The sequence below is a fragment of the Leisingera caerulea DSM 24564 genome, from assembly GCF_000473325.1.
GTDB classification, from domain to species: domain Bacteria; phylum Pseudomonadota; class Alphaproteobacteria; order Rhodobacterales; family Rhodobacteraceae; genus Leisingera; species Leisingera caerulea.
On sequence record NZ_AXBI01000020.1, the window covers coordinates 518717 to 540591 of the forward strand.

Below are 21875 nucleotides of genomic sequence, written 5' to 3' on the forward strand. Positions count from 1 at the left end.
TGCTGTGTCGCACGGATTGGATAAGTGTGGGGGGTAGGGTGCTGGCGAGATCTTTCCTGATTGTCTTTGCAACATTTTTGGCTTCGTTCTGGATGCCGGGCGATGCGGTTGCGGTCGAAGCTCTTTCCTGCGGCGTGACACCGATTTCGAGCAGAGGCCATCTTCCATCTGAGGTTTCAATTCAGCTGCTGGCGAACCAGAGGCTGGCTGCGGTCAGCAACAACTGGATCGAGATGTCCTACGGCCAGCCGGTGCTGGCCAACCTGAAGCGGAGAAGCGAGGCTTCTTTCGTTTTGAACTGGGAGGTTGAGCATCCGGGCGGCCTCGGCGGACCTGAGCCGGCCACGGTGCATTATCGCGCGGTTCTGAATATGCGAAACCTGAAAATCACCGTGCTGGCATCTGAGCCTGGCGGGAGCGGGACGCGCCAGCGCGGAACAGGCAGCTGTGCCACCGCTGACCGCTAACGGCCGTGCGCGGGATTAGCCGCCGCGGCAAGTCATCTCGCTGTTGGCTTGGGGCTCCTGGGGCTGGCCGCCTTCCGTGAAACCCCGCGGGATTACTTCTCCGCCGCATGCACGGCCCGGGTTCGCCTTATAGGAAAATGCCATGCTTACACTTTTATTGAAATTTCAATCCAAAGCTGTTAGAGGCTGTGATTGCATGCTTTCTGGTTTATCTGTGTTTTAGGGTGAGTGATGCTGGAGCTTTATGTCTTGTGTACCGGAGTCGGATACTTTGCAGGATTTGGTGCCTGCTTCTGGATGATGCGCTCAGATTAGGTCGCGGCAAATGTTCCGGTTCCAGGAAACTGATGGTGCCTGCTCGGTTAATTTCGAGTGCCCAGTGTGCCAGATCACAATGGATATAGCGTTTGACGCAGTGCCTGCGAAAGGGGACGAATTCGACTGTCCGAATTGTCAGGCGCAGCTGATCGCGCACTATGCGCAAGACGAGTGCAATTAGGGGGTTGCGGGTTGGATCTCGGAGGACTGCAGGTCAGGTTGGCAAGGGCTGAAGAAGTCGCCGAGGTCCGGCGATCAGGGAGACGCATCATTGGCACCTATGGGGGGCTTACAGTGGTCGTCTACCACGATGAGGCGCGAAACGTTGTTGCGGTTTCCCATGTTCTGCAAGTGGCTGCATCTGCCTAGGTCGTATTGATGATAGGGTTTCACACCAGGCTTTGAGTACAATTCAAGATGGTGTCATATTTAGAAACCGGAACCCATCCTCCCCCAAACTGGGGAGGACAAGTGCTTCTTGCGTCGGAAAAATAGCGATAGTTCAGAGGGAGAAGAGATATGAAACGATCTATCGTTGCAGCAATTGCCGTTACAGCTATCGCACTGACCTCTCCGGTTTTCGCCGGCAGCAAACCCAAAGGCGCAAAGCCTGCAGATCCCAAGCAAATCGCCGCGCTCTATGCCGGTAAAACCAGCCACTGGACCCGCGGCGGATATGCCTATTGGGGGCCTGGCGGTGAATTCCTGGGTGTCGGGAAATCCGGAGATTCCGTAGGGATCGGAAAGTGGTATGTGACGACGCGCGGAAAGCTCTGCCACGAGACCCAATGGTATTGGCTGGAGAAAGGCGAAAGGAAAAGCACGGACGGCAAGTGGTGCTGGGACTTCGTAACAGCTCCAGATGGGGTGGTCTGGGAACGGTTCCAGGAAGACAAGTCAAACTGGTACCGCCACAAGCCTGCAAAGCAGCACAACGGGAATACTCAGCGCAGCAAGATCAGCTCCCTGAGATCCAAGATCGGAGTTTGACCGGGCGGGGGGCTTCTGACAGCAGGGTGAAGAGCATCACAAGATCGGAGGGGTGAATTGCAGGGCCCTCCACGTGAACTTCACTCTGTTGTCAGAAAGCGTCTTCTTCATGACCGACTTCACGTGGGAAGTTGCTGTTGACGCCGCTACGCCAAGGGCCTCGCCGATCTCAGGCGTGGTCAGGCCGGAGACCAGAAGGCTTGCAGCCTTCTTCTCCATCGGGGTGAAGCCGTAAGCATCCCCAAAAAGGTCTATCCGCAGGTCGGAAATCCGATCTGCATCAATGATAGTGATCAGGCTCCCGAAGAACCCTCTTTCCAGTTCGACATCTGCATCCCGAAGAGGAGATACGATGAGCAGAAGCGGATGGTCCGATCCCCGGCGGGGAATGCTTAGCTCAACGGCGGACGCTCCGCCCTTGCCCTCTGACGTCTGGGCTATGTTCTGGACGGCCTGCGATATCGCTGCTGTTTTCTCAGGGTCGATTGTTACCAGATTGCCGCGCAGATCACGCCAGATCCCGTCCTTTTCAGCGCAAATGTCTTTGGCAGCGGTATTGCAAACTGCAACTCTTCCGAAGCGGTCCGTGACGCATATGCCAAGATCTATTTTGTTGAGAGCCCCCAGAACAGCATCGTATTTCGCTCGCAGGTTTTGAGCCCATCTTGCTATGTCAAACGCTTTTGCAAGGTGTGGCCCAAGAATGCCGGCTGCAACAACGTCTTCTCGCGGGATTTCTGAATGAGCTTCGTCGTAGTAAAATTGGACCCCAGCATTTATCAAAGGATCCACGGAAGTGTTGAGATACAGGCGTCTGAATATCCCTGTTTGTCCCCGGACGAAGACGACTTCAGGTCGGCCCTCAATCCATTCCAGATCCCAAATGTCGGTATCCAAAACCGGGCTCCCGACCGAAGACGTCCGCATATATGCGGCACCGACATCATCATATCCGGTTACCCCTTTCTCTCTAAACCTCCTGTTGTACTCTTCAAACAGCCACTCAATTGACTTCAATGATGGGCTTCCGCCCCGTGTTGAGAATCTTATCTCATCATATTCGCCATAGGCGTAGTGAACGACATGCTTCGCAGCGGTAGCCCGCCGGCAAGCCTCCATTGCATCACTCCACCTGTTCGTGGAGTAGGCCGCGTCATAGATGCTGGAAAGTGCGTTAGAGAAGCGGTCGATACTTATCATGTCTTTCCACCAGAACTTGAACTCAAAACATCCGCACCCTCGCAGGTGCGCCGAGGATCCGACTCATCCCCAAGCTGTACCCGTCAGAGGGCAAAAATAATCCTATCGCAAATCTAAGCTTTGACAAATCGGAGCGCCCCCCCTTGCCTGAAACAGGAGAAGGTCTCCCCAATTTGGAGGAGGATTTGCCCCGCAAAAGACGAGAGCCTGAACCTGGAGGCTGGGAAAGTTTTTCCACGCCCAAAGGTTAAGCGGGGGAGTTGTGATGGCGCTTATTGAAGAGACGCTGAATAGCGATTTGGTCGAGTACAGGATTATTTCTGATCCGGACGAGCTCCGTCAGGTTTTCCGTCTCAGGTATGAGGTCAATATCCATGAGCTTGGCTGGACGATCCCGGCCGACCACTCCAGCCAACTCATCACCGACGAGCTCGACCATACCTCTTCGATTGTCGGTGCGGTGGTGAATGGGGAGGTGCTTGGATCACTCCGGATGTCTCCTATGGCAAAAATCCCGGAGGGCCTTCGCCGGAAGATATTCTCCGGGTATCCGACGCCCGTGGACCTGAGCGCTTTTTCAGTTACCTCGCGCCTCGCCGTTGCCAGGTCGCACAGGAGGTCGAGAGTTGCCCTGAAAATCATCCAGGAGGCGGCGCGCGTCTCGAATGCGAAGGGATCGCCGATTTCGATCATATATTGCGCGCCGGCTCTTGTGCCGATGTACATGAAGCTTGGCCTGAGGATCTTCAATAACCCTATTCATGTGGATGGCTTGGGCATTCAATGCCTGATGTCCATTGACGTCTCCGACCGGGAGGCGCTTGCAAAGTTGCGCAGCCCGCTGGCTTGCTGCGCGCCTCCCTCGCCGCCGCATACCCCGTCCATAAAGTCCGCCAGGGACTGGCATGCCCTCACGCGTCCGGTCAGAAGCCTTCCGGAAACCATCCCGGCCGCAAGTGTCGAGGCAATGCTGCCTGCGGCGCGTTCCGGGTCTTTACCTGGTCTGTCCTCAGGGTCACAGCACATCGTCCAGGTGTTCCGTGCGGGTCAGGAGGTTTGGACGCGGGGCAGCCCGAGGCAGCCGAACCTGCTGGTCCTGGAGGGAGCGCTGCGCTCCAGCGGTCCGGATATCAGCCCGGTCAGCTTCAAGGCGGGAAACTTCATTGACTTTGACAAGCTGAGCCATCGGGGGGTTGCGGCATCAAACCTGAACAGCCTCACCGAAACCAGAGCAGCAATCATTTATTGAGGTGCCCACATGAAAGCCAATACTTGGGTCTCAAAGCACTTCCAGAAGGGCAAGCAGGTCTGCTTGGTGACGGGGGGATCGTCCGGGATCGGCCTCAACTATGCCAGGTCCTTTGCCGCGATGGGGTGCGATCTTGTGCTGGTTTCAGAAAACCGGACTGAATTGGAGGCGGTCGCGAAGTCGATCGCGATGGATTACGGGGTGGAGGTGGAAACCATCACCCACGACTTCACGGATCCTTACGGGGCTCCGCTTCTGGAACGGCGCATATCCGAGTACAGGGTCGGGATTTTTGTCAGCAATGCAGGCTTTGGCATGAAGGGAGGGTTCCCCGCCTTCAGCGGTGATCGCTATTGCGACATCATCAGCTGCCATGTCAGCTATCCAACGCTTCTGTTACGGCGGATCCTCTTCAGTCAGAGCAAGGAGGACCCTTTGCTGATCATCAACGTCGTCACAATCAACGTTCTGGCCCCAACGCCTTTCACGGCGGTTTACACCGCAACAAAGGCTTACCTGCTCAGCCTCTTTCAGTCTGTCGAGGCGGAGTTCTCCGACAGGCCATACCTGTGGCACAACATGCTTCCCGGAACCACTGATACGCCTTTCCACGTCAAGCAGGGCGTCATTCCACAGGCGATGGTCATGAAGCCGGAGGAAGTCGTTCGGCGCAGTCTCGACAATATTGGGAAGAGGATTTTCATCCCGAACAGGATGGATCGCGCGATTGCGCCTATCTTCCGGATTCTTCCCAGCGGCGCGGCGATGGCTCTGGCGAAGTTTTTCCTGAAGCGACGCCTCGGTGTTGCAACTGGCACGCATGGCGCAAAGGAACCGGCTGAGTAGACCTTCAGCGGCGGCACGAAATTCGGCCACGGCGGCGGCTTTGCCAGATTATTGCGATTGACAGTTCGCGCCCGGCGGCTAGGCTCTCCCTATGGTTAAGAGCGTAAACCCATTCCGGTTTCTTCTTCTGAACCGCCCGGTTCCCCGGGCGGTCTGCGCATAGGCGCGTTCTCGACCACCCGGGGCTTCTCATATCCTTGAAATGAGACTGCAGGCTTTATTGCCCTGGGAGACGTATCATGACATTAGCCAAGAGTACCCAACTGCCTGCGGGCAGTGACTTCCGATCGCTGTTTGAGCGCTCCGCTGTGGAGACCGGATTCCTGCTTACTGTCGAGGACCGGTTTGGCATTGAGCGCCTTCTTCACCGCCGCGGAACCCGAAATGCGCCCAGCCCCGCGCTTCTGAACGGGCTTTTGCGCCACAAGCTGCGGATCTCGCGCGGCGCGCCGTGGCCCGCCCCGCCGGAGCTGGTCGTGGCCGGTTGCCATGTGACTTACATGATCAGCGGCGGGGGCGCGCGCTCGGGTGTGCTCTCGATGAGCCCGGCGCCCGCCCCCGGGCGGATCCTCATCGCATCACTGCTTGGCGCAACCCTGGTCGGCATGCGGAAGATGCAGAAGGTGCCGCTCCTGCGGGATGACGGCCAGATCGAGACGATCGTCGTTCTGGACGTAAGCCCGGCACCGGACCACGGCCCGGCCTGACGCCTCCACGCGCCTCGCCGCACCAGGAAGCCGGCCACCCCCAAAGAAATGCACCAATGCCATCGAAAGGCAGAAGCATAGGAGTATCCCATGACCGAAAAAAGACCCGCCTCGCGCGGCACAGCCCGCCGCCCCAAGGTCGTCATCGCAGCAGACTGCCTGGACCGGCTCGAAGCACTTGCGGAGGGCGCGATCCCGCGGGATCCGGACCTCGCAGACCGGCTTCTTGAGGAGATCGGCCGCGCCCGGATTGTGCCGGGGGCAAAACTCCCGGCGAATGTCGTGGCGATTGATCGCCCGGTCACCTTCCGGGATGAGACAACCGGTCAGGAAAAGACCGTAACCCCGGTTTTTCCGGAGAATGCCGATATCGAGCGGGGCCGGATTTCTATCCTGACGCCGATCGGGGTCGCCCTGATTGGTTTGTCCGAAGGGGCATCCCTCAACTGGGATACCCGTGATGGAAAGCGGCGGGTGCTGACCGTTTTGCGTGTCGCTCCCCATGATGCCGCCGAAAAGCTGAACGCTCAATGATTGGTAAAAGGCCGCTCACGCACTGACACTTAGAATGAACCTCTCAGGCGCGATTATTTCCGGCGCCCCAATTGAATAGCCTGCGGGGGCGCCGAAGGCCGCCAAGCTTGATTTTGCAAGGCGCCTCAGGCACTCTTTTTACGTGTAGGTTTTTGGTGGCTTCTGTATCACTTCATTTCGCTCCGCAGATCAGATGTTCATCAGGGTGAGGATTATCCTTCGCTTACCTTTTGGCAGGTGACTATGTTCGGAAAAATTGAAGATCTCATCCGGTCAAATTGCACGGCATTCCTTGCAGCATTGCTGATTGTGACATCGCCGACCGTCGGAGCTCAAGTGAATGTAAATCAAGGAGCAGCTGGAAGACCGAAGGAAAGGCCGAATTACTTAATTCCCCCCAGGCTATCCGCCGGGAGCGCTGCTTCCGCTTATAGCGGCCGTCCCTGCGGTGCAGCGCCCGATAGTCCCTGCATTAACCGCCGAACGATGCGCGACTTGCAGGAGAGTCTCAATGCATTGGGGTTTGACGCAGGCCCCGCGGACGGGATCTTCGGGCTTCGGACATCACGAGCGCTAAATGCGTACCGCTCAGTAAAGGGTGCCCCGTTTTCCGGTTATCCACTCGCCAAGGAGGCTGAGGCAATTATAAGTGCAGCGAGAGAGGCCGATGGTAGCCAGCCGATCGCTGTGGCTGCAACTGCTGCTGTGGTGCCGCCAGACACACCCGGCGTCGCACCGGTTCCAACCCGGGTCTTTGCGGGACCTGGACAGTTCCCCCCATCACGCTTCAGGGGGTATGGCTTCCTTGCCTTCCCCGCATTGGCCTCAGAGTATGATTTCGACCGCCATATGAAGCTCTGCCAAGCATATGTGAACAGCCTGCCCGCAACCTCATCGGTCAAACAACCGCGAGGGGATCAATTCGTCACAGTATGGCCGATCAAGGACAAGAGGCTGGCGTCCTCCCTAAATGGCAAGTTTCTCAGGCTTGAGACGTCGGCCAAATGCTCGAAGGCCATCGATGATTATGATGATGGACAAGCGCGTGAAGTGCTGGCCAATGTGCGCGCGGCTCAGAATGTTTCCCTGGATGGCCGGGGGCCCTACCTCTTCGGCTGGATCCCGGCGAATGAGTACGGTCAGGCGGGCAAGCTCATCCTGATGCTGGACCTGTCTCGCGTCACCACCTACGAGCAGGCCCTGGTGCAGCTGCAAAGCTGGCAGCAGAAGATTGCCACGAACCCTGAGCTGCTGCGCGATGGATTATCGGTCGAGAATATACGGCGAACGATCAGGGATTGGTCAGATCAGCACGGACAAGCATTCCTTATGCTGATTGGGGCAGGGTAGGCGGATATGGGGCTTGCACAAATATCCCGCGGACTTCTCATTGCATTCGTTTTCGGTCTGTTTTTCACCTTCTGGGTCAATCCTGGCACGACCGGCGGCCTTCTTCTTCTCATGGCGATCTCCACTGGCGTCATGTACCTCCTGGTCTCTGTGGCACATCTCATCTGGATTTTGGTTTCGCGCAGCCGAAGGTCTGCTGAACCGCCTCAGAGCGCAACGGAGGTCCCTAAAGCCCAATCCGGAGCAGGGATCACCTTCCGGTCTCAACGCGGAGATGGCAAATCGACAGACGATGGGCGCAGTGGCTAACCTAAAGACTGCCACGGCGGTAGCGCGTTCTCAGCCGTCGAAAACCCTCACCGCGCGCAGATTATCTTCACCATTTTTGCCTTGCTTTAGAATTTCCTCACCCTGCCAGCCCAAAAAGAAACCCCCGCGGCATCGGCTGCGGGGGCTGTTCAGGCGAGATGGTGGTCTGCCGGGGCCGGATCAGTTCAGCTGGGAAGAATTCCCGGGCATCATGTCACGGTCGAAGTTCATCGTGAACGGGCGCATGGCCAGCTTGTAGACGATAAGGGCGCCGTCGACCTCGGCCGCCTGCCCGATGGCGTAGCCGTGGCGCGGCAGGGTTTCCTGGCCCAGGTCGAAGTCGAGCTTGAGGGGGACCGTGCGACCGAAGTTCTCCGCGTCATCCAGGGTGAGCAGGGCCTCATCCGGCGCCTTCGGGTTGAAGGAGATCGAGCCGCGGAACTCGATCACATTGCCCGCCAGCGTGGTGATGCCGCGCGCCTTCTGAACCTCGAGCGCGTCAGAGACGCGGCGCACATCGGCAGGGGTCTTGATGCTGACTTTCGTCACATCGGCGGCGTCGGACGCGTCGATGAAGTTGATGACCGCGCTCTTCTCCCCGATGGAAAGGCTGGCGGGATCGTAGAATCCGAACATGTGTGTCTCCGGTTTTTCTCGTTGAGCGCAGCCTGCTGGCCGCGTTCTATTTTTCGCATATCCCATTCTGCCCCGATACCCTGACAAAACCTATGAGAACCGAAAAATGTGGATAGCTTTTCTCAGCTGCTTTCGAGAGCCGGGGCCGCGGCCGGGCGCGCAGTCCATGTCTGCCGGATCATTTCGGCGTAGACCGGATCCGGAGAGGGCAGCCAGTCCTGGTCGAGGCGGCGGCCGCCGCCGGTGCCGCTGCGCAGGTTGCGCTCGCCATAGACATGCAGCGTGCTCTTGGCGGTGTGGCCGGTCAGTGCCGCGGCCTGATGCGGTTCCATGGCCAGCTTGGCCCGTGTCGCGAAGGAGTGCCGGAAGGCATAGAGGTTCAGGTTCATGCCCTCGAAGCGCGGTTCCTGTTTGGCGATCTGCTTGAGGATTCGGGTCATCGAGGCCCGGATGCTGTCCTTGCGTTCGACGGTGAGCCGCAGCTTGCGGCACTGGGTGGCGAGCGCGATCAGGTTGAGCTGGCGGGTCGGGATCTTCTTGAGAACCTGCAGGCGGTATTCGGATTTCAGTTCCGCTTTCTGGTTTGTCGTTTTGGCCGATTTGATCATCAGGATGCTGGGGGCGCCGCTGCGCGTCATGGCATTGCGTGCGGCGACGCCCAGGTTGTCGCCGGTGTCGCGCGACGCCTGTTCGACGGTCATCATGAGTTCCTGGTGGAGCGCCATCGAGGGGTTCTCGCTGACCATGCGGACCATCTCGGGCGTGAAAGCGAGGTCAATCCTCGGCACCATGAGCGCGCAGTTCCAGACCTCGACCGGGCGCATTCCGGTGAACCACATGACGTTCACGAAAAGTCTCAGTGTCCCCTCCAGACGGGCCTTGCCGGTGATCAGCGAGTTCAGGCTGTCGATGGGGTCATGGAGGCTCAGTTCCAATTCGATGGCCGTCAGATCCCGGGCATTGAGGAACCGCTGCGACTTCTGATCGGTGCGCGCCTTGGTGTCCCCCTTCTTGCCGGTCAACAGCTCGACGAGCTCCTCCTCGACCAGGTCATGCCCGTTCAGGCGCAGGGTTTCCATTTCGCCGGACAGGATCTCTTCGCCGTCTTCCATGATGGTCCGGTAGGGGCGCCGCACGGATTGCATGGCGGCATCAAAATCGTCACTGCCGGGCGCCTCCATCCAGCTGCGCACGGTGACGCCCGTGGGCCAGGAGCAGGTTCCATCGGTGCGCTCCACCTCTGAGAAGATTTTTCGCACAGCTGCGATCTCGACATTCACGGTGGCCACGGAGAGCGCGCGGGAACGGATCGACAATTGCGTCACCAGATCGATGAGCCGCGCAGGGCGTGAGAGGGCCTCGCAACGGCGTTCGGCGCAATCGATCAGGCGGTTGATGACATTCACGTATTGTTCCATGGTTTCCCCATCTTGCCACGATAAACCCCGGAGGGGAGGGGCATCGCATATTATCGGACCGGGTAAATTCCGGGTTCTGTTTTCGAGCCTGCCGCGCAGGCCGCCAGGCCGCGCTGTGACCGAGTGAGAGTCACCAGGCCCGCTTCCACATTTATAGGGCGCCTTTTCGAAAGAAGGTAGCCTTGGATCATTCATTTTCGCAAAACACTGTGGATGACCAGCGCCGCCGGGGTGCTTCCTCGAAGATCTCGCAAGAAGCCGGTTGAAGGGCGGAAAAACTATTACACGACCCTGCGGCGGCAGATTGCACCCCTGCATGGCGCACATGGTTTACTCCAGCCGTGAATATTCCGGCTATCGGCGAAAATTTGGGAGTCATTCACCCTGCGCATAAAGAGCGCAGCGCTTTTGCTGGCAGGTCCGCCGGCAGGCCGGGGTTGCGGCCGTGGAGCCTCCAGGCGGCACTTTATAGAGATGATGATGCGAGCGTCTCGGGGCGCGGAGCGAGCCGCGGCGCGTCGGGGTTTTCCACAATAATCAAGCCGGTCGATCGGGAAAGACCCGCATCAGACCTATTTTCGCACATTCGCCAAATGCTAGCCTGGGTCAGGTTTTCACCAGGAGAACACAGGTAGAAATTCATGAAACATTTGGCAGCCCCCTCGCTCGTCCTTGTCACGCTCATCTCGGCCTGTGGCTCCATGACGATCGGGACCCCCAAGGTCGATCCCATCCCTGAGATCGACGAGCAGATCGCTGAAGCGGTCGAGACCTCCTCGAAGGCAAATGAGGCCATCGCGCAGGTTGAAGTGGCAACCGCCGCACCGGTGCGCGCAGGCCCGGGCCAGAGCGTCCCGCCTGGTGTCGTTCTGCCGCCAGAGGCCGTGCAGCCGGTCACCGTGGACTGGCAAGGCGCGATCGAGCCGTTCCTCTCCGAGATGGCCGTGCGCGCCGGCTATGCCTTCAGTGTGACTGGAGACACCCCGGCCAATCCCATGATGATCTCGATCACCGCGAATGAAGAGCCCCTCTTCGGGGTGGTCCGCCGCGCGGGGGCCATGGCGCACGGTTATGCCGACATCGGCTTCAACCCCTCCGCCAAGACCATCGAAATCCGTTACGGAGGCTGATCGCATGACGAGCCGCGCCCCCGCAATCATGGCCCTCGCCGGCCTCGCGCTCTCGGCCTGCACCTTGCCGGCCATTGAGCGCGGCAAGAGCTCCGATCTGGTGCCTCCGGCGATCGGTGCCGAAACAGACAACCTGCGGATTGGCGCGGAGCCTCCCGCGTCCGCGTCTGATATCCGGATTGCCATCTATGATCCGGACGATTCAAAGTCCGAGATCACCAAGCTGCGCTCGGAAGCCCTCAAGGAGGCCGCGCAGAGCTATGGATCGCAGATGGGTTATGCCCGGCGCTCCTGGGAGATCCTCGGCCGCCTGGAGGCACGCTCCCGTGACCTGAGCCAGGTGTTCGACTTCAACCGTGTGGTGTCTTCTGCTCCGGTGAAGGCGGGTGTCATTCTGCCGCCGGTCGTTTCACGCTCATTCGATGCCTTCACCACCGATGCGGATGGTCGGGAGGCCAGTGTGGCGGATGAATATCTGACCATCGTTCGCCCTGGCAGGATTTCGGCGCATGCCCCGACCTGGCGTGACTACCTGATCTTCGCGGCGCCCTCCCCGGAGGAACCTGCCCGCAGCCTGATGCCGTCAGGCTCGCAGGAGCTGAAGATGTTCAAAGGCTGGTTCGAGGATGGCTTTGATGCCGGCATTGAGTTGGCCGATGCTGAGTTCGAGCAGCGCATTGCCCGGCTGAAGCAGGACTATCAGGGGATGCTGCAATACCGGCGCCTGGTGGCAATGGGCATGATGGACCGGATGGTGCTTGCCGACGCCGACTTCGGCGTGACCGAAGACAACGGCCAGATGCGGATCGGCTCCTCGACCGTCCGGATCGTATCCGACGCATCGTTCCAGTCCGACCCGACACGCTGGAAAGTCCGCTCGGTGTCCGAACGCGATGCGCTCATCGTCGAGACCGGAGAGATCCCGTCGCTGTCCAATTTGGATTGACCCCATGAATGAAATGAGCCCCTCCAGCCAGCCGCGCACGCCCATGTCACGGAAAATGTCGCCGGGCGTCGAGAAGGCTGTCAAAGTGCAGCCGGATACCGAAGCCCGGACAATCCGCTTGCTGCCTGACGAGCCGCAGAGGATCTGCGTGCAGGATTTCCGCCAGATGCTGATGACGGCGGTGATGTCCGGCGCCTCGGACATCACCTTTCAGTCGGACCAGCAGCCGCGGCCGGAAATTCACGGCATTCTCTACCGGGGGATGACGCGCCCGCTGTCGCCGACGGAGCTGAACCTTGTTCTGGTCGAGGCTTACGGCGGGTCGAACGGTCCCACCGAAATCAATGCGATGAATGTCCTCGATTTCTCCTACGAGCTGAACTTGCCGGATGGGGACCGTCAGCGCTTCCGTGTGAATGCCACCGGCATTTACGGCCGCGATGGCGCGGGCGTGGAGCTGACCTTCCGGGCCCTCCCGCGGCGGACGCCGGATCTGGAAATGGTCAAGCTGGGCGCGGATGAGGTTGCGGCACTGGCCCCCCGGGACGGTATCGTTGTGATCGCAGGGGCGACCGGGTCGGGTAAGTCGACAACCATGGCGGCGCTGACGCGGTACCATTTGGAGGAAAGCCCCCGGCCGGTGAAGATCGTCGATATCCAAGCGCCGATCGAATACACCTTCCGGGATGTCATGAGCAGCCTGGGCGGATCCTCTTCGACGATCGGGCAGTCCGAAGTCGGCCGTCACGTGCGGTCCTTTGCGGAAGGTGTGCATTCGGCGCTGCGCCGCAAGCCCCACATCATCAACGTTGGCGAGGCGCGTGACTTCGAAACCATCGCCGCATCGCTCGAGGCTTCACTGACGGGGCACCTGGTCTACACGACCACGCATGCCGGTTCGGTTGCTGTTGCGATCCGGCGACTGCTGACGATTTTCCCCGGCAATGAGCGGGAGAGCCGCGGCTACGACCTGGTCAACGCGCTGCGCTTCCTGATGGTGCAGCATCTGGTGCCGACCCCTGATGGCAGCGGCCGGGTGCCGGTCCGGGAATACCTTCAGTTCACGGAAGCCATGCGTGAGCGCCTGCTGACGTCCCCGATGCAGGACTGGTCGACGATTGTTGATCAGGCGGTGCAGGGCGCGCTGGCTGGCCAGGACCCGGAGATGCAGCACGCGTCTTTGCAGTCAGTGTGTTCCAAGCTCTATGCGGAAGGAAAGATTACCCGCCGTGACGCGCTGCACTTGGGCGGACGGTATGCAGTAGAAGGGCATGGCTGATGTATTTCGGAACGCCCCTCTACTGGCGTGAGAGCCACAAGCAGCCGAGGTTTCTGCTGTTCGACAGCCGCCTGGTTGCAGTGCTCTTTCTGACCATCATGCACATCCGGTTGTGGACGATTATCCTGTCGATCGTGACCATCCTGGTGCTGTGGTTCTTCGAGCGCAAAGGCGTCAGCGCGGATAGCATCCTGCGCTTCCTCCGGGCACGCCTCGTTGGCCGCAAGCGCAGCGCCCGCGGTCTGCATCGCGAACGCTCAGCTGTGGATTTCGGCTTTGAAACCGAAGCCCACGTCCAGCGGGCCCGGCAGATGATCGAGCATCGCAGTCAGGCAGCGGAAAAAGGAAAGTCGAAGAAGGGGAAGGGGCGGAAATGAACGCGCTTGTCAAAGAACCCGCAGAAACAGCAGCACGCATCCGAGTCTTCCGCTCTCCCGAGCCGCGCCTTACGGATGACTATCCAGGAATGCGCGAAGAGCGGGTCTTCGTCACAATTGGCCCGGGGGAAACCCGTGTGACCATTCTGGATGACGAAGGGGAGTGTGCGAAGAGCTGGACCGCGATCTTCGGCTGGAGTTTTCTGTTCGGCGTTCCGGTTAACCTGGGTGACCGCATTATCACCCTGGATGAACAGGAAACGATCACCCTGGCCCTGAGCGGCCGGACCCGGATCTACGGCCGGATGGTTGATACGGCCTCCTTTGTGAAGGAGGCGGGCCGCCAGATGAGCGCCGGACTGGACGATATCCTCTCGCAGACCGTCGGGTCCGGAGCCCGCTTCTCAGCCATCGTCCTGGCAGCCCCGCAGTGGCTTCACGAACTTCTGTCCGGATCCATCGGGATCCGGCCGCATATCCTTCACGAGATCAGCGACGCCTGATTGTAAATTCTGGAGAACATCATGAAACGGATCATCGCAACCGCTTTGGGTTTTGCCGCGGCCGGGCTGATCAGCGCAACACCCGCAGCTGCAGGCTTCTACCTCGAGGGCCTGCAGCCCTACGCGGGGGATTACTGCGCAGATGCGGACACCACGCTCAGCGACCCGCTGGTCGAGCCCCATATCGACTGGGAAAACGCGTCACCTAGCGCCGAGACCCTGGAGGGTCACCCGCCCTATACGGCCCGGGGCTGCAAGACCGGCAAGTACGGCAAGGCCGGGCCCGGCCGCGTACACCCGGCAGTCAAGATCCACTCCAAGACATACCGTGTGCCACAAAAATGACTTCCGGTTTCGAAAAGACTGTCGAAATGCTCAGCGGGGAGGACGGCCCATCCATTGTGGTGCGGCCTCTGTTCCCCTTCACAGCTGAAGGGTACCGCATCAAAACCCCGGCCGCGGTTGAGATCTATGGCGAGGGCAAGATGATCTCGCTGGATCTTCCCGCAGAGGTGCAGGAGGACTTCTTGTGTGCGGATCAGATCGAGCTTTGCGAGTTCCCGATCGAAGGCACAACCCCGGTTCGGGAGCTCATTCTGATCCGCGAAAGCAATCCTGAGATTGAGATTTTCGCAAACTCGCCGGAAGATACGGGCAACCCCAAACCGCTCAAGGAACTCCTCAATGGCGAATGAAGACCGCAATCAGAAAATCGTCACCCTTCTGAAAACTCTGATGTCGACCTCGGACGGCCTCAGCCTCATTCGCGACACCCTGCGTTCCGGCGGGATCAGCACGCTCCAGCAGGTCGAAGCAATGACCTTCCCGGAGGTCACTGATCCAGTGCGCCTGGCCAATGCCGAAGAGGGAGTCCTGATGGATACGGAAACCACAGGGGTCGACACCTCGAAGGACAAGGTCATCCAGCTGGCTATGCGGAAGGTGAAATACGACAGCCAGGGCATTCTGAGCGTTGGCGAGGTCTTTGACCGGTTCCGCGATCCTGGGATGCCGATCCCGGCCGAGGTGACCCGGATCACCCGGATCACGGATGAGGATGTGAAGGGGCACACGATTGACGACGGCGAAGTCCGGGCCTTCCTCGGGAGTGCGAAAAAGGTAATCTGCCATAACGCAGGGTTCGACCGGAAGATGGTGGAGCGCAACTTCCCGGACGCCGGCTTCGACAAGATCGACTTCGATTGCACCTTTGCGCAGGTCGATTGGCTGTCCCGCGGCTGCAACGGCCGCTCGCTTGAGCAGATCGCGCTGCAGGCCGGTTATGTCTACGGATCACACAACGCGCTGAACGATATCAACGTGATGCCCTATATCCTGAACCAGGACCATCCTGAGCTGGGCACGCCGTGGTCAGAGTTGCATGCGAACAGCAATGCGTCTTCCATCCTGCTGATTGCGGAAAACAGCACGTTTGCTGTGAAGGATCACCTCAAGGAAAACGGATACCGCTGGTCGCCTGATGGCCAGGATGCCGCGGGATACGAGAAGTCCTGGTACAAGATCCTCCCGGATGATCCGGAGGTCCTGGCGGAAGAGGCTGACTTCCTGAGGGAAAAGATCTACCAGCGCGACGCGTCCCTGCCGGCCTTCCGGATTTCCGGAATGGAGCGCTACTCGGCGCGGCGCCCGGTGACCAAGGAGGTGTTCCGCACCGCCGAGGTGCGCACCGCGATCGATGTGGTCGCTCAAAAGAGCGTCACGCAGGAGCCGCAGGGCGCCTTTGGGTTCTGATTGGGGTTCGGTCCCGCACAATGAAGCAGGCCCGCCGATGGCGGGCCTTTTTCGTATGCAGCTTGCGGGGTTAGCGCAGGAGGGTAAGCTCCTGGACCAGGTGCTCGAGTTCACCGCCGAGCTTTGCTGAAACGGTCAGCCCGTTGGGCAGCTTCAAGGTCCTGGATACCGTATTCTCGAGCTTGAGGCTTGCATCGACCATCTTCTGGTGGAACCCGCCTGAGCCCTTTTCCTTGCTGTACCAAAGGCATGCAAGTTCATGCTCATCAATGACCTCGGCGTTCTTGATCTGCTGCAGGACCGGCTTAACGAAGAGTTCGGGATGCGTGTCGAACCCCAGCTTTTCGAGGTAGATCAGCACCGCGGCGAAACCGGGCAGGCTGACGGCGCGCGAGAAGCTTGCGACCTGGGTCTCATCCGGCCCCGGCTTGTGGAAATGGCTGACGGAAGTCACCTTGGCCATTGCGAGGAGATTGTCTACGCCCATCCCGAACACCATGCTGCCAAGATCCATGCTCAGCTTGTCCAGCCAGGTCTCGAATTCCTGGGTGCTGATCAGGCGCCGTTCGGACAGGATCTTCGCCCTGGCCTTCGCCTTCGCGGTTACGGGGCGAGGCTTGAGATTGTTCAGACCCTTCCAGATTTCCTGAAGTGCCCGCTGTTCGACATGGTCGCCGGATACGGCCTGCGGGGCAGCCGGTACAGGCGCAGGGGACGGTGCGGGCGCAGGGGCCGGCTGAGCATTCTGGGCCATCGAGGAGAGTAAGTGGCTCATGCGGCCCCAGCTCTGCTCGCCATGGATCTTGGCGATAATCTCCAGGCTCTGGCTGTGGGATACGATGTAGGACGGTGCAAGTGCGGTGCGCAGGCGCTTCGCCTGGGCTTTGGCAACGTCGGAGGAGGCCGGGAAACCGGCATTCAGTGCATTCATGATTCTACCATTGAGGGTCGTATCGTATCTGGGGTTCGGTCCATTACCGCCACGAAGACCCTTGGATAGAAGGATATCATGAACGTTAGGATGCACATGTTCTTCTTGGGAAAATCCCGGACCGGAACGGCCATGTGCAGCACAATGACCTCATAACCCGGATTATTCTAAGATGCAACCTGAAAGGTAGGAACGGGTCATGCGGCCTCAGGGGCCGCATACCGGTCAGGCCGCTGCAGGCGGACAGGGCGCGCGCATCGGACCGTCGTCCATAGCGATGTCACGGCCGGGCCCCTTGAGGAAGAACCAGCGCGCCATGAGCGCGGCCTCTGCCATACCGTGGTTCTTCTTGACCCGCAGAATTTTTTCGTGCTCTGGCCAGAGCTCGCGCGCGTAGGCCCGGGAGGCCTCCTTCACCTTGTCATCAGAAAGACCGCCGAGGCGGGATGCAGATTTCCATTCCGGAGGGGTGACCATGATGAGCGGCTTGTGATGGGCAGACACGGTTCCGAGGATCGAGCCCACGCACAGTCCGAAGGTGAACATCGAACTCACCCCTTGGTTGGTTCTGGCGCCAACCTCCTCCACGATCACCTGGTCGCTGTCCGCGATCACCTCGGCAATATGCATGGGGCAGGGGCGAAGGAGGCGGCCGGATCCCAGCGTCGTAACCGTGCCGATTTCAACGGTCCAGGGCGTAGCGGTATCAAACCGCGCCCAGCTTGCCTCACGGCCGGGGTCGAAGGTGGTAATCCGCATCAGCGCACCGCCTGTGAGGCTGATGGATTGATATTTGCAATATGAAGGGGCACCGTAAGGCTCCAGGTTGTCAGTTTTGTCTCCTGCTAACCTATCCTGCGAAATGGAAATGCGAAAAAGTTACCTGTTGATATCCACATGAATGCAATGCGTCAGACACGAAAAAGGCCCGCCGGAACGGCGGGCCTTGCTCAGAGAACCATGATGGTCAGGCGCTCAGCTCAGGTATGAGCGTTCATTTCACGTATGAGCGACCAGCACATCGGAGTGTAGGGTATGGCCAGGATCACAACCGCGACCAGAGCCGCGATATGGCCGACATGACCGCCACCCGCGAGAACCGCCATCGCCACCAGCGCGGCCGGCACGAGAGACGCCAGGAGCGTCAGGCCGTGAGCCGCATACAGGGCGCCGGTCAGGAAGATCATCAGACCGGAGCTGCGATCGCTGAGGCTTGCGAACATCTTGACGTGGGCAACCACCGCAAGAGCGGCAGTGACAGCGGTCGCAAAGCCCCAGGTGAGCGGGGTCAGGCCGATGTTGAGGAAGTCGCCCCCATCTGCCGTCGACGATATGAAGCCGACAGCCGTGGCCGATATGAAGGCGATATACAGGAGGCTGTAGATGAAGGTCATTGTGGTTCTCCGTTGCTGATGCACTAAATGTAGGTTGCGAAAAACTTTATGTCAACGAGGCTCTGATAATTTTTCGCATCCCCCCAAATTTGAGGGGAGGGCGGAACTTGTGAGTTGGCCTGCTGGACCTCCATTATTCCTGGTACACAAAGAAGAAGGGCGCCCGCAGGCGCCCCTCTTTATCGTCTTAGCCAGAGTCCCCAGGACGGCCTGGGCCCCTGATGGACGTCTTGAAGCTGTCGTAGAACCCGCGCACGAAGCCCGGTTTGGCATAGCCGCCAGATGCATCCCGCTCGCCGGTCCCCTTGGCAGAGAAGCCGTATTTGGCGCCAAGGCGGTGCGCTGCGTTTGCAGGGGTTGCACCTGCCTTATACATGGCACCAGCCGCGCCTGCCGCAGCCATCCGGACCTGCTTCTCCTCACCGCTGGTGATATTTGCATCCGCACCCATCCAGCGCAGCACGCGTCCGGGGAATTCGGAAACCAGCGAGAAGCTGCGTTCCAGCAGGGTCATGTAGAGGACCGTGATCAGGACGCCGAAGCAGAGGATTGCGCCGAACTCGACGAACGGCCCGCTGCCCATGATCCCGGAGATGGCCTGGTTGATGCCGAGATCGATCAGAGCCGAGGTGATCCGGAAGATCGACATGCCGATCAGGAAGCCAAAGACCATCAGGACCGGGGTCATCAGGAGGGAGAGAAGCATCAGCCATCCCATCCGTCCGGCTTCGCCGGAAACACCTTCCCCGTCCATTCTCATGTGGCCCAGGGCCCAGAGGTTGACGGCAATCACAGCCTCGATGATCAGGAGGAAGTAACCGCTCACCGCCAGAACCCAGAAGAAGAAGGGCATGATGGGGAGAATGAACGACAGGGTCGCACCCGCGGCCAGCAGGATCCCGATGAAGGGTGTCATCACCGTTGCCACCGAACCGCCGGTGAACAGACCGCCGATGAAAGCCACACCGATCAGAACCGCAGACAGGTTGATCAGCGCATTGCCAAGCTTCGTCAGGCCGATCATCGGATCCGCAGCCCATTGGCCAGGCGAAGTCATTTCAAGAATGGTTTCCATCACCCAGGTGCGCCAATACGAGTAGCCGGGGATCTTGGAAAGGAAGTTTCCGCCATCGACATTCTTGTTCAATTCGCCCAGATGATCTGTCGACATCGGGAAGCCCAGGGCAGCAAGGCCCGCGGTGGAGTTGGAGTAGGATTCCATCATCCGCGCCATCCACAGGGAGGCTTCTTCCTCGGTGGCAAAACCCGCCGCATATGCGCGGTCGGTCTCATCGATGAACCACCCGGTCTCGCCGCCGGAAGCGATGTACAGATCCCGCGCGCCGTCACCGACGATACGGATGTAATTGCCCTCGCTTGCCGTGGCTTTTGCATAGGTGAGCGATGCCAGCTCATTGTTGAGCTGGGCCAGCATCATGTACCAGGAGCCGGCGCCGATCCAGCCTTCGCCGTAGCATTTGACACTGTCGTTATCGACGGATGGATTGGAGATGTCTGCCGGAGCGTTCTCCGAGCAGGTACCTTTGATCCGGTTGAGGAGCGCATCCCGGGACGCCTGGCCCTGGCGGTCGGTGCCGACGGCCAATGTGGTCAGAGCATCGATCTCGTTTTCCAGATTGGCATTGGCACGCTGCCAGGCCGAAATGATCCCGCTGGAGATGTCCGGGATGGGCGCGCCATTGTCCATTGCCGCGGGAAGGATGTTGTTGGCAATGTTCGCCAGATCAGTCTCCAACATTTGCATGGAGCCCTGGTGAGCGGCAATGAACCGCGACTGAATGCCAGCACGCGCACTTTCCGGAATGCCGTTGATTGAGGCGCCGTCCGAAATGCTGGTGATGTAGCGGGGCAGTTCGGGCGTCGACGATGAGCCGCAAAGACCCATGTGGGAAAGCGAGCCATCAGCCGCCTGCACCGCAGACATTCTGGTCGTGCGGGTGCCGTCCGGGCTTGGGATGACGCGGGTGGTAATGCCCACACCGGCGGCGCCGCCCGTTGCGGTGGCAAACTGCTGATTGACGATCGCCTGGCAGGCCGCGTTGTTGAACAGGGTTGCTACGATCTTCGGATCGATCTGCGGCGGATCCGCGGTGATCGGGGCTTCCCCGCTGATCACCAGTTCTGCCGAAGCGCCCCAGATGGCGGAAGCAATATTGGTGGATCCGCGGACGATATAGGCGACACCGTTCTGAGCCAGGTTATAGCCGTTCAAGGTCGGGACCATGAGGCCGACGGCAAAGATTACGCGAAGGGGCGCCCAGAGCGAGGACCACCTCTGGCCAAGTACCGAACCCTCGTGGGCTGACTGCATGATCCCGATCGTGACATTCCAGAAGAACAGAATGCCGCCGACAACCAGCATGATGATGTTGAAGTATCCGATGATCTCGGAGAACACCGTCTTGGTCGTCGAGCCGTTTGCCGCGGGGAACAGCGGGCCGAAGAGCTGGTTCAGAAAGATCGAGGTATAGGCATCGCCGTGCTGGGTGCCAAACAGCGCGGCCGTCTCCAGAACGCTGGGCGTATCAGCCGCCGCGGCGCCCTGTGCCAGCACCAGCATGATAAGGCTCGAAAGCCCCAGCATGCCTAGCACATGTTTCCATCCCGGCATGAGGGCGGGACTCCCCTTGGTTGGTATCATGGTATTGGACCTCATCTTCCGGACGTTTCGCGCCGATAATTCCGGATTCTCCGGATGGACATCTGCGAAAATTGTAATTGCGAGGCGGGAAAGAACCGATAGCTATGTCCCGCTCCCAGTCGGGCGGGGCAGTAATTTTGTGGACAAGGCCCCCCGCAAAAACAAAAACCCCGCCGAAGCGGGGTTTCTTTTTCGCATAGCGTCCGCTTAGCGGGTGAAGGTGATGTCCAGCACGCCGGTGGTGCAATCGGACGCGGTGCCCGCACCATCGACGCCGGCAACGCTGCGCGGACCGAAGTCTTCCAGCTTCATGCGCTCACAGACGGAGCGGTTCAGGTTGGACATGGTGATGGTGAAGGTCTGGCCATTGCCGGTCGCGGTGACATCGTCGAACATGCGGTCCGGCATGCCGGATGCGATCTGGAACTGCGAGCCAACCATCGAGCCGCTGTTGTCGGCGTCGGCGGTCACAGCGGAGAAATCGGGATCCAGGCGGTACTGGGAGTGGATTTCGCTGGAGATCGCGATGGCGGTGCGGGTGTTGTCGGCGACGGTGGTGGAGTTGGTCACCTGGAAGTACATGTACATCACGCCGGCCAGGCCGCCCAGGACGACGATCACGCCGAGTGAGATCTGGAAAAGGTCATAGCCGCGTTTGCGCAGGGTGTTCAGTTTCTTCATGGTCGTGTTCCCGTTTCAATCCTTAGGAGCGTGGTGGCACGCGAGGGCGCCTGGTGGTTCGGACAAGCAGCGCAGGAAGCGCAGCCGCAAGAATATTATCCTCCCAATTGATGTATTTTCGCAAACCGCATTCCGCTAGTGAATGGTCCAAAATGTGGATAAACTCGTCCTTCAGCCTCGCGGGACGCCTGAAAAT

At 59.6% G+C, this 21875-nt stretch carries 23 protein-coding genes; 15 read left to right on the plus strand and 8 right to left on the minus strand.

The features are described 5' to 3' along the window. Positions 1-92: 92 nt before the first annotated feature. Together CAER_RS0106355 and CAER_RS0106370 are read left to right on the plus strand one after the other, a co-directional pair. Positions 93-467 carry a hypothetical protein gene (locus CAER_RS0106355; RefSeq protein ID WP_027234560.1) on the plus strand — a complete coding sequence of 125 codons (375 nt, stop codon included), beginning with the start codon at positions 93-95 and terminating at the stop codon, positions 465-467. 837 nt (positions 468-1304) lie between these two features. Then, on the plus strand, positions 1305-1775 hold the full coding sequence (locus tag CAER_RS0106370) for a DUF995 domain-containing protein (RefSeq protein WP_027234561.1): 471 nt from the start codon (positions 1305-1307) through the stop codon (positions 1773-1775). A 36-nt stretch (positions 1776-1811) separates the two neighbouring features. Here the strand turns inward: CAER_RS0106370 and CAER_RS0106375 are convergent, their stop codons facing one another. Then, entirely contained in the window at positions 1812-2975 is a 1164-nt protein-coding gene (locus CAER_RS0106375) for a helix-turn-helix transcriptional regulator (protein ID WP_027234562.1), read from the minus strand. A 265-nt stretch (positions 2976-3240) separates the two neighbouring features. Between CAER_RS0106375 and CAER_RS0106380 the strand changes: the two genes are divergently transcribed. The 5 genes from CAER_RS0106380 to CAER_RS0106400 all read left to right on the plus strand — a co-directional run bounded on the left by CAER_RS0106380 (position 3241) and on the right by CAER_RS0106400 (position 7661). Beyond that, positions 3241-4224: an N-acyl amino acid synthase FeeM domain-containing protein gene (locus CAER_RS0106380; RefSeq protein WP_154667738.1), complete on the plus strand. Its 984-nt coding sequence runs from the start codon at positions 3241-3243 to the stop codon at positions 4222-4224. A 9-nt stretch (positions 4225-4233) separates the two neighbouring features. Continuing rightward, positions 4234-5070 carry an SDR family NAD(P)-dependent oxidoreductase gene (locus CAER_RS0106385; RefSeq protein ID WP_027234564.1) on the plus strand — a complete coding sequence of 279 codons (837 nt, stop codon included), beginning with the start codon at positions 4234-4236 and terminating at the stop codon, positions 5068-5070. A gap of 239 nt (positions 5071-5309) precedes the next feature. Further along, the gene (locus CAER_RS0106390) at positions 5310-5777 is read left to right on the plus strand and encodes a hypothetical protein (protein WP_027234565.1); all 468 of its coding nucleotides are present in this window, start codon (positions 5310-5312) and stop codon (positions 5775-5777) included. Between the two features lie 90 nt (positions 5778-5867). Beyond that, positions 5868-6311 (plus strand): nucleoside diphosphate kinase regulator, encoded by a 444-nt coding sequence (gene rnk / locus CAER_RS27705; RefSeq protein ID WP_036796940.1) that lies wholly within the window; start codon positions 5868-5870, stop codon positions 6309-6311. A gap of 486 nt (positions 6312-6797) precedes the next feature. Further along, positions 6798-7661, plus strand: coding sequence for a peptidoglycan-binding domain-containing protein (locus tag CAER_RS0106400; RefSeq protein WP_027234566.1), 864 nt, complete (start codon positions 6798-6800; stop codon positions 7659-7661). A gap of 489 nt (positions 7662-8150) precedes the next feature. On the opposite strand, the gene CAER_RS0106410 is transcribed toward CAER_RS0106400, so the two are convergent. Then, positions 8151-8606 (minus strand): hypothetical protein, encoded by a 456-nt coding sequence (locus CAER_RS0106410; protein WP_027234568.1) that lies wholly within the window; start codon positions 8604-8606, stop codon positions 8151-8153. Positions 8607-8728: 122 nt separating this feature from the next. Beyond that, a complete protein-coding gene (locus CAER_RS0106415; protein WP_027234569.1) occupies positions 8729-10024 on the minus strand; it encodes a site-specific integrase in 1296 nt (431 codons plus the stop codon). Between the two features lie 701 nt (positions 10025-10725). Between CAER_RS0106415 and CAER_RS0106420 the strand changes: the two genes are divergently transcribed. Genes CAER_RS0106420 through CAER_RS27720 form a run of 8 tightly spaced genes read left to right on the plus strand, consistent with a single transcriptional unit; the run spans position 10726 to position 16011 of the window. Beyond that, positions 10726-11154 (plus strand): DotD/TraH family lipoprotein, encoded by a 429-nt coding sequence (locus CAER_RS0106420; RefSeq protein ID WP_161631077.1) that lies wholly within the window; start codon positions 10726-10728, stop codon positions 11152-11154. A 4-nt stretch (positions 11155-11158) separates the two neighbouring features. After that, positions 11159-12100, plus strand: a complete 942-nt coding sequence (locus CAER_RS0106425) for a type IV secretory system conjugative DNA transfer family protein (RefSeq protein ID WP_027234571.1) — start codon at positions 11159-11161, stop codon at positions 12098-12100. Positions 12101-12143: 43 nt separating this feature from the next. Further along, positions 12144-13379 carry a type IV pilus twitching motility protein PilT gene (locus CAER_RS27710; protein WP_161631078.1) on the plus strand — a complete coding sequence of 412 codons (1236 nt, stop codon included), beginning with the start codon at positions 12144-12146 and terminating at the stop codon, positions 13377-13379. Next, positions 13379-13756 carry an IcmT/TraK family protein gene (icmT, locus tag CAER_RS28865; protein ID WP_051357738.1) on the plus strand — a complete coding sequence of 126 codons (378 nt, stop codon included), beginning with the start codon at positions 13379-13381 and terminating at the stop codon, positions 13754-13756. The genes CAER_RS27710 and icmT overlap by 1 nt, the downstream gene beginning before the upstream one ends. Next, on the plus strand, positions 13753-14259 hold the full coding sequence (locus tag CAER_RS0106440) for a hypothetical protein (RefSeq protein ID WP_027234572.1): 507 nt from the start codon (positions 13753-13755) through the stop codon (positions 14257-14259). The genes icmT and CAER_RS0106440 overlap by 4 nt, the downstream gene beginning before the upstream one ends. 21 nt (positions 14260-14280) lie before the next feature. Further along, complete coding sequence (locus CAER_RS0106445) at positions 14281-14604, plus strand: hypothetical protein (protein WP_027234573.1); 324 nt, start codon at positions 14281-14283, stop codon at positions 14602-14604. Then, a complete protein-coding gene (locus tag CAER_RS0106450; protein WP_027234574.1) occupies positions 14601-14954 on the plus strand; it encodes a hypothetical protein in 354 nt (117 codons plus the stop codon). Before CAER_RS0106445 ends, CAER_RS0106450 begins: the two co-directional genes overlap by 4 nt. Further along, positions 14944-16011, plus strand: coding sequence for a 3'-5' exonuclease (locus CAER_RS27720; protein WP_051357739.1), 1068 nt, complete (start codon positions 14944-14946; stop codon positions 16009-16011). The genes CAER_RS0106450 and CAER_RS27720 overlap by 11 nt, the downstream gene beginning before the upstream one ends. Positions 16012-16081: 70 nt before the next feature. Here the strand turns inward: CAER_RS27720 and CAER_RS0106460 are convergent, their stop codons facing one another. From CAER_RS0106460 to CAER_RS0106480, 5 genes are all read right to left on the minus strand, one after another. After that, positions 16082-16942: a glyoxalase superfamily protein gene (locus tag CAER_RS0106460; protein ID WP_027234575.1), complete on the minus strand. Its 861-nt coding sequence runs from the start codon at positions 16940-16942 to the stop codon at positions 16082-16084. Between the two features lie 225 nt (positions 16943-17167). After that, a complete protein-coding gene (locus tag CAER_RS28870) occupies positions 17168-17701 on the minus strand; it encodes a RuvC family protein (protein WP_051357740.1) in 534 nt (177 codons plus the stop codon). Between the two features lie 221 nt (positions 17702-17922). After that, the gene (locus CAER_RS0106470; protein ID WP_027234576.1) at positions 17923-18336 is read right to left on the minus strand and encodes a hypothetical protein; all 414 of its coding nucleotides are present in this window, start codon (positions 18334-18336) and stop codon (positions 17923-17925) included. A gap of 187 nt (positions 18337-18523) precedes the next feature. Further along, on the minus strand, positions 18524-20968 hold the full coding sequence (locus tag CAER_RS0106475; protein ID WP_161631079.1) for a DotA/TraY family protein: 2445 nt from the start codon (positions 20966-20968) through the stop codon (positions 18524-18526). A gap of 237 nt (positions 20969-21205) precedes the next feature. Next, complete coding sequence (locus CAER_RS0106480) at positions 21206-21679, minus strand: hypothetical protein (RefSeq protein ID WP_027234578.1); 474 nt, start codon at positions 21677-21679, stop codon at positions 21206-21208. Positions 21680-21875 lie beyond the last annotated feature (196 nt).

Excerpts from the sequence above, each read along its gene's own strand:
- CAER_RS0106460 (WP_027234575.1), bottom strand. The coding sequence starts at position 16,942 with ATGAATGCACTGAATGCCGGTTTCCCGGCCTCCTCCGACGTTGCCAAA.
- CAER_RS0106400 (WP_027234566.1), top strand. The coding sequence starts at position 6,798 with ATGCGCGACTTGCAGGAGAGTCTCAATGCATTGGGGTTTGACGCAGGC.
- CAER_RS0106375 (WP_027234562.1), bottom strand. The coding sequence starts at position 2,975 with ATGATAAGTATCGACCGCTTCTCTAACGCACTTTCCAGCATCTATGAC.
- CAER_RS0106355 (WP_027234560.1), top strand. The coding sequence starts at position 93 with ATGCCGGGCGATGCGGTTGCGGTCGAAGCTCTTTCCTGCGGCGTGACA.
- CAER_RS0106380 (WP_154667738.1), top strand. The coding sequence starts at position 3,241 with ATGGCGCTTATTGAAGAGACGCTGAATAGCGATTTGGTCGAGTACAGG.
- CAER_RS0106425 (WP_027234571.1), top strand. The coding sequence starts at position 11,159 with ATGACGAGCCGCGCCCCCGCAATCATGGCCCTCGCCGGCCTCGCGCTC.
- CAER_RS0106470 (WP_027234576.1), bottom strand. The coding sequence starts at position 18,336 with ATGACCTTCATCTACAGCCTCCTGTATATCGCCTTCATATCGGCCACG.
- CAER_RS0106480 (WP_027234578.1), bottom strand. The coding sequence starts at position 21,679 with ATGAAGAAACTGAACACCCTGCGCAAACGCGGCTATGACCTTTTCCAG.
- CAER_RS28870 (WP_051357740.1), bottom strand. The coding sequence starts at position 17,701 with ATGCGGATTACCACCTTCGACCCCGGCCGTGAGGCAAGCTGGGCGCGG.
- CAER_RS0106390 (WP_027234565.1), top strand. The coding sequence starts at position 5,310 with ATGACATTAGCCAAGAGTACCCAACTGCCTGCGGGCAGTGACTTCCGA.
- CAER_RS0106385 (WP_027234564.1), top strand. The coding sequence starts at position 4,234 with ATGAAAGCCAATACTTGGGTCTCAAAGCACTTCCAGAAGGGCAAGCAG.
- CAER_RS0106410 (WP_027234568.1), bottom strand. The coding sequence starts at position 8,606 with ATGTTCGGATTCTACGATCCCGCCAGCCTTTCCATCGGGGAGAAGAGC.
- CAER_RS0106370 (WP_027234561.1), top strand. The coding sequence starts at position 1,305 with ATGAAACGATCTATCGTTGCAGCAATTGCCGTTACAGCTATCGCACTG.
- CAER_RS0106415 (WP_027234569.1), bottom strand. The coding sequence starts at position 10,024 with ATGGAACAATACGTGAATGTCATCAACCGCCTGATCGATTGCGCCGAA.
- CAER_RS0106475 (WP_161631079.1), bottom strand. The coding sequence starts at position 20,968 with ATGCCGGGATGGAAACATGTGCTAGGCATGCTGGGGCTTTCGAGCCTT.
- CAER_RS0106450 (WP_027234574.1), top strand. The coding sequence starts at position 14,601 with ATGACTTCCGGTTTCGAAAAGACTGTCGAAATGCTCAGCGGGGAGGAC.
- CAER_RS0106420 (WP_161631077.1), top strand. The coding sequence starts at position 10,726 with ATGACGATCGGGACCCCCAAGGTCGATCCCATCCCTGAGATCGACGAG.
- CAER_RS0106440 (WP_027234572.1), top strand. The coding sequence starts at position 13,753 with ATGAACGCGCTTGTCAAAGAACCCGCAGAAACAGCAGCACGCATCCGA.
- CAER_RS27720 (WP_051357739.1), top strand. The coding sequence starts at position 14,944 with ATGGCGAATGAAGACCGCAATCAGAAAATCGTCACCCTTCTGAAAACT.
- CAER_RS27710 (WP_161631078.1), top strand. The coding sequence starts at position 12,144 with ATGTCACGGAAAATGTCGCCGGGCGTCGAGAAGGCTGTCAAAGTGCAG.
- icmT (WP_051357738.1), top strand. The coding sequence starts at position 13,379 with ATGTATTTCGGAACGCCCCTCTACTGGCGTGAGAGCCACAAGCAGCCG.
- rnk (WP_036796940.1), top strand. The coding sequence starts at position 5,868 with ATGACCGAAAAAAGACCCGCCTCGCGCGGCACAGCCCGCCGCCCCAAG.
- CAER_RS0106445 (WP_027234573.1), top strand. The coding sequence starts at position 14,281 with ATGAAACGGATCATCGCAACCGCTTTGGGTTTTGCCGCGGCCGGGCTG.